General features: G+C 58.5%; 6 protein-coding genes and 2 pseudogenes. All 8 read left to right on the top strand.

The window, feature by feature from the left end:
* Positions 1-154, top strand: a pseudogene (locus ABI213_RS06180) (prevent-host-death protein); the annotation flags it as partial.
* A 9-nt stretch (positions 155-163) separates the two neighbouring features.
* Complete coding sequence (locus ABI213_RS06175) at positions 164-565, top strand: type II toxin-antitoxin system RelE/ParE family toxin (protein ID WP_348026426.1); 402 nt, start codon at positions 164-166, stop codon at positions 563-565.
* A 47-nt stretch (positions 566-612) separates the two neighbouring features.
* Positions 613-798, top strand: a pseudogene (locus tag ABI213_RS06170) (transposase); the annotation flags it as partial.
* A gap of 202 nt (positions 799-1000) precedes the next feature.
* Positions 1001-1924 carry a hypothetical protein gene (locus tag ABI213_RS06165; protein WP_348026424.1) on the top strand — a complete coding sequence of 308 codons (924 nt, stop codon included), beginning with the start codon at positions 1001-1003 and terminating at the stop codon, positions 1922-1924.
* 42 nt (positions 1925-1966) lie between these two features.
* On the top strand, positions 1967-2920 hold the full coding sequence (locus ABI213_RS06160; RefSeq protein ID WP_348026422.1) for a hypothetical protein: 954 nt from the start codon (positions 1967-1969) through the stop codon (positions 2918-2920).
* Positions 2921-3014: 94 nt separating this feature from the next.
* Positions 3015-3167 (top strand): hypothetical protein, encoded by a 153-nt coding sequence (locus ABI213_RS06155; RefSeq protein ID WP_348026420.1) that lies wholly within the window; start codon positions 3015-3017, stop codon positions 3165-3167.
* Positions 3146-3520 carry an ester cyclase gene (locus ABI213_RS06150; protein WP_348026418.1) on the top strand — a complete coding sequence of 125 codons (375 nt, stop codon included), beginning with the start codon at positions 3146-3148 and terminating at the stop codon, positions 3518-3520. Before ABI213_RS06155 ends, ABI213_RS06150 begins: the two co-directional genes overlap by 22 nt.
* 112 nt (positions 3521-3632) lie before the next feature.
* The gene (locus ABI213_RS06145; protein WP_348026416.1) at positions 3633-4838 is read left to right on the top strand and encodes an MFS transporter; all 1206 of its coding nucleotides are present in this window, start codon (positions 3633-3635) and stop codon (positions 4836-4838) included.
* Positions 4839-4924: the final 86 nt, after the last annotated feature.

Below are 4924 nucleotides of genomic sequence, written 5' to 3'. Positions count from 1 at the left end.
GCTGGACTACTACCACCAGTTGGAGGCCGCCCGCATCCACCTGCTGCTGCTGGACGACGCAGCATTGGGTCTGGCCGACGTGGAAGCAGGCCGGGTCACAGATGCCCAATCCGCCCTGAAAAGCCTCAAAGCCCGCCGCGCCAAAGCCGCGTAGGACTAGTCCGTGGCAAGCGTGAAGTTCACCGCCAACTTCGAAGCCAACCTCGGCACCATCGAGGCGTTTTGGACCACCAACAGCTTCCCCACAGGCTACGACCGCTTGCTGGATGCCCTGGGCGACACCGTGATTCCCAACCTGGAGCTCTTCCCCCGCATGGGCCGCCCTTTCTCCAGCCGTCCACCCAAATCGGTGGAGGCGCTGCACCAACACGCCGCGCTACTTACCCGCCTAGCACGCCTCGGCGAAGGCAGCGAGATCCGCGAATATGTGATGACCGACTACCTGGTGCTCTACGCCCTCATCCAAGACACCGCCTACCTGCTCTCCATCCGCCACCACAAGCAGTTGTCGTTCGACTTCGCGCGGCTGTGGCTGGCGCAGGAGGGGGATGTGGGCGGGACTTGATGCTACGGTTTCGGTAGCTTCCAGCGCATGTGGAATATGCGCTGGAGGCCCACCGGGTACGCATGCGCACCACCAATGGCCTGGAGCGGCTGAACAAGGAGCTCAAGCACCGCACCCGGGTCGCTACTTTGTTTCCCAACCCCGACAGCTGTCTGCGCCTCATCAGCGCATTGCTGGCTGAACAAGATGAGGAGTGGATGACCGCAAAAATCTACCTGACCATGAAACCCTGAGCGCTGCAAATCACCAACGACCAAAACCAAATTCCGAAAATTTACAGAAAAGAAGTTGCTTTATCCAGTTGCCAAGACCATCGCCGCAACACTTACGAACATCCCGTTTATGGTGGACGAATTGCAGCACTGGCATGTTTTACGTCCTTCTACGCAGGTAGGATGAAAAACATGCATACCAGTACCGTCAAGAGAGACTAGCTTGTTCCACAGAACCCTATTTTTTTGCTTATTGCTGACACTCAGCGGATGTGATCGTATTTCCGCCGTCCTCGTATCCAAACCAACCAAGATAACCCAGGCTTTTCCACTCTCCATCGAGCTGGGGATTGCCCAGGCCCACCTACTGTCCGAGGATTCGCATGGCACAGCCGAAAGACCAAGCCTGTCCGATGCCTTCGACCAACTGGTGGTCGTTCGCGCTCTTGCCTGTGCGGGCACGGCACCGATTAGTCGCTTCGATACGGTCAGCGAAGTTCAGGGGAAAATACAAAACCAAGATTGCTTCAAAAAGCAGGATCGCCAGCTAGCCGACTGGGTAGGTATTCAAAGGGTGGGCATAGCGCTTCGCCGGCCCGCATTGCGCCCATTGACCGAGCTGCCACGACAAACCACCGTCGTGGGTGCGCGCAATACTGTAGATTTGATAACAGCTATGTCGGCAAACATCGTGGTGACCAAAGGCGATTACGGGCTGTTCACCGTGTTGGACCTCGCGGGCGACAAACCCATTCAGAGCTTTCAGGCGCCGATGAATGCAAACGGCCCGGCGAAGCTCTCGCCCAACGGCCGCTTACTCAGCGTGCCGGTGTCGAATCGAAGTCTGAACTTGTTTGATACCGAAAGCGGAAACCTTCTATGGAGCACGGACACTTACAACAATGTCGTCGCCTGGATTCCAGAGGTAGGTGCATTGGTACTCAATGAAGGCAGCAGCAGCAATGGCGTTCTGTTAGACCTGCAAACCGGTATCGGCGAAACCTATGCAGCAACAGATAAAAACCTGAGCTGGTCGCAATCTATACCAAGCTCAGCGAACAAACTGCTAGTAGGAGGAACCTACTCAGCATGGCTTATAGACCATACGCGCCGTGCGGATGGCCGTCTTGTGACGACCGTAAACTAACAATGGCACCTCAAAGGCATGGGCTTAACCTCATCCACCAGCATGTTGATGCGCAACGAATCGTTGCTGGTGTATTTCTCCATGCGTGACTTAGGCTGGCTCGACCTTACAACAGGAGAACAAGGAAACTGGGCTCTATCCACTCTGAATGGCTATGGGTTTGCAAAGCTGACCGACTCCGGTATCTTTTTTATCCAGCAGGCGAGTGCGGTGTCTCCGGCCACGTACAAGCTGCTCGACGTAGCGGATCTCAAGGTCTCAACAGTGAATGGCGCGGACGTAGAAAGCGGTGCGGCATTAAGTTTTTGGCCACGCTCTGGCTATGCGAGGCGCGTCAACAACACTATCGTCGTGCGCACCGCTGTGGACACCAGTGACCCTCAACCCCTGAATCGCCTGTTGGCCCAAGCCGATCTTGAGCGCCAGTTGGTCAAACTGCAGACACCGACTACCCCAAACCCGACACCAGTACCCGATGGGTCACCAGCCGCAGCGGTAGAGGCCGCGATTGACGCCATCCGGAAATCTGCAACTGCGCAAGGCATAGGCATCGCACCGCCAAGACCCGCAGCCAGTGTGCGCCCCTTGCTAACCAACATTCCCAGCAACGCCCGTGTGGCCGTGATTGGTGTATACCAAGCCCACAGCACAACGCCAGGCACGGCAAACCAGCGGGCTACAGGAGTAGTGCGAGTCAGTGTTGCGCCTGGGCCGACACCATTGGTACTAGTACTATCCAATTACGAGCCGGTACGCTGGCTCATAGAGAACAGCAATGGCCGCACCATCTCTGCGGTTTTGATGTCCAGCTACCACCCGTCCTCGGTCATCGGCGCAAACCAGGCAGATGTATTGAAGATTGGCAGCAATTCGGCCTACAAGATGGGAACTACCGAATATGAAAGTCTAAAAACCGATATCGGGCGCTATCTTTCCAACCCGATCACGTCCTTCCAAGGCGGCTACGAAGGGCAGGACTTTCAGGTTCGCAACTAAATTCAATGCCATAGCCATCCATTCAGCAGGCTGGGCGGCTTGCGGTTTACATTAAGTTACGACGCATAGCCCGTTCATCTCCAAGGAGATGTCCATGTCAGAACACAACCAGGCCCGCATTGCAGAGTTTCTCGACCGGGTGCTGTTTTCCGGCGAGATTACCGCCACCGGCGAGTACTTTCATGACGACATGGTGGAAGAGGTGCCATTTTCGGGCCAGGCCTCATGGGTCTGGAGGAAACCTTAGCCGGTCTGCGCACCGCCTTTCCGGACATGCGTTGGAGCGTCCATGAACAAATGGCGGAAGACAGCCGCGTCCTGACCCGCTTCATTTGGGAAGGAACCCAGCGCGGCAACTTCCCGGGAATACCGCCCAGCCACCGTGCCGTCCGTATGTGGGGCATGGTCATCGACCAGTTTGAAGGGCCCAAGGTCAAGTCCACCCGCATCATCATGGATACGCTGGGTCTGTTGCAGCAGCTTGGGGCCTTACCCGGCGCGCCCGAGGTTGCGCCCTGTAACGGCGCGCCATGCTGCTACTTTTTAGATAGCTTCCAGCGCAGGTGGGATATACATCAATGGCCAAAATCATCTGCATAGCGGATTCTCCATTTTTTGCCGCTTTAGGGGCTTTTTACTTTCCTCAGGTTAACCATCAAAATAATTTAGACAGTTACAATTCCCCTGGTTAAACCCCAACCAGGAAGCCCCCATGCACGCAAAAATCTTAGGCCCCTGGGCGGACTTTCCTCCGCGCATCCGGCAGTTGCTGTGGGGGCAGTTGTGCATGAACGCCTCGCACTTCATGACCGTGCCGCTGCTGGCGGTGTTCTTGAGCCGGGATCTTTTGCTGGGCCCGGCGGCCTTGGCGACGGTGATGGGGGCCAACCTGCTGCTGGCCCAATCACTGCCGCTGCTGGCCGGCCCGCTGGTGGACCGGTATGGAGCCAAACCGGCTCTGGTGCTGGGCCTGTGCCTGCGGGGCGTGGGCCTGGCCGGGTTTGCCAGCCAAAGCGACACGGTGCTGCTGGTGCTGTCGGCGTGTCTGTGCGGCGCCGGGGTGGCGGTGTACGAATCGGCGCTGTTTGGGGTGTTGGGCCGCGAACCGCAAGAGCGGCTGTCGGCGGTGTTTGCGGCCAACAACCAGATGCTAAACCTGGGGGTCGTCATTGGCCCCATCCTGGGGGCCATGGGCAGCACTATCAGCGTCAAGGCCTGCTTTGCGGTCAGCGCCGTGCTGTTTATCTTGCTGGCGCTGCGGGCCTGGCGGCAACCGGCGATGGACAGTGCACATGTCTCGGGATCTACCCCAACATCGGGCGGCTGGCGCAGCATGCGCACCGCGCTGACGCACCGGCCGTTTCAGCTGCTGGTGTGCGCGGCGATGCCTTGGTACTTTTTGTTTCCCCAGCTGTACGTGGCGTTTCCGATCTACCTGAAAAACCTATCGGAGAGCGGCAGCACGGCGGCTATTTACGTGGTCAACGGCATCGTGGGCGTGGGTTTTATGGTGCTGGCCCGGCAGTGGCTGGTGCACACCCCTCCCCGTCAGTTGCTGCTGGTGGCCTACGCAGCGGCCAGCCTGCTGTTTGCCAGCGTAGCGCTGACCGACAGCCTGCTGTGGTTTTACCTGTTTGTGGTGGGCTATACCGTGGTGGAAACCACCATCCTGCCCGCGATTGAAACGCTGACTTCGACGGTGGCCCCGGACGGCAGCCAAGGCACTTTCTTCGGCGTGCTAAGTGTGGCCGGCGCGCTGGCAGGCACGGCGGGCTACTACGTGGGGAGCTGGCTGGTGGTGGACGGCGCGCGGGCGACGGCCTGGCTGGTGTTTGGCGGGGTGGGGGCGCTGGGCGTGGTGCTGACGGCCGCTCTGTGGACCCAGGTGGAGCCGACGGCGCTTAGAACTTGTCCGTAAATAAGCCGAGGTCGCGTTGGGGTGCAATCGGGATGGGTTGGTTGTCGCAGACCGCTGCATGGGCTCCCTGCCCATGCAAGGGTTGG

Source organism: Rhodoferax sp., assembly GCF_039922535.1.
In the GTDB taxonomy this organism is placed as follows: Bacteria; Pseudomonadota; Gammaproteobacteria; order Burkholderiales; family Burkholderiaceae_C; genus Rhodoferax_B.
The sequence above is the reverse complement of the archived record's forward strand: the minus strand, read 5'-3'. Positions and strand labels throughout refer to the sequence as shown.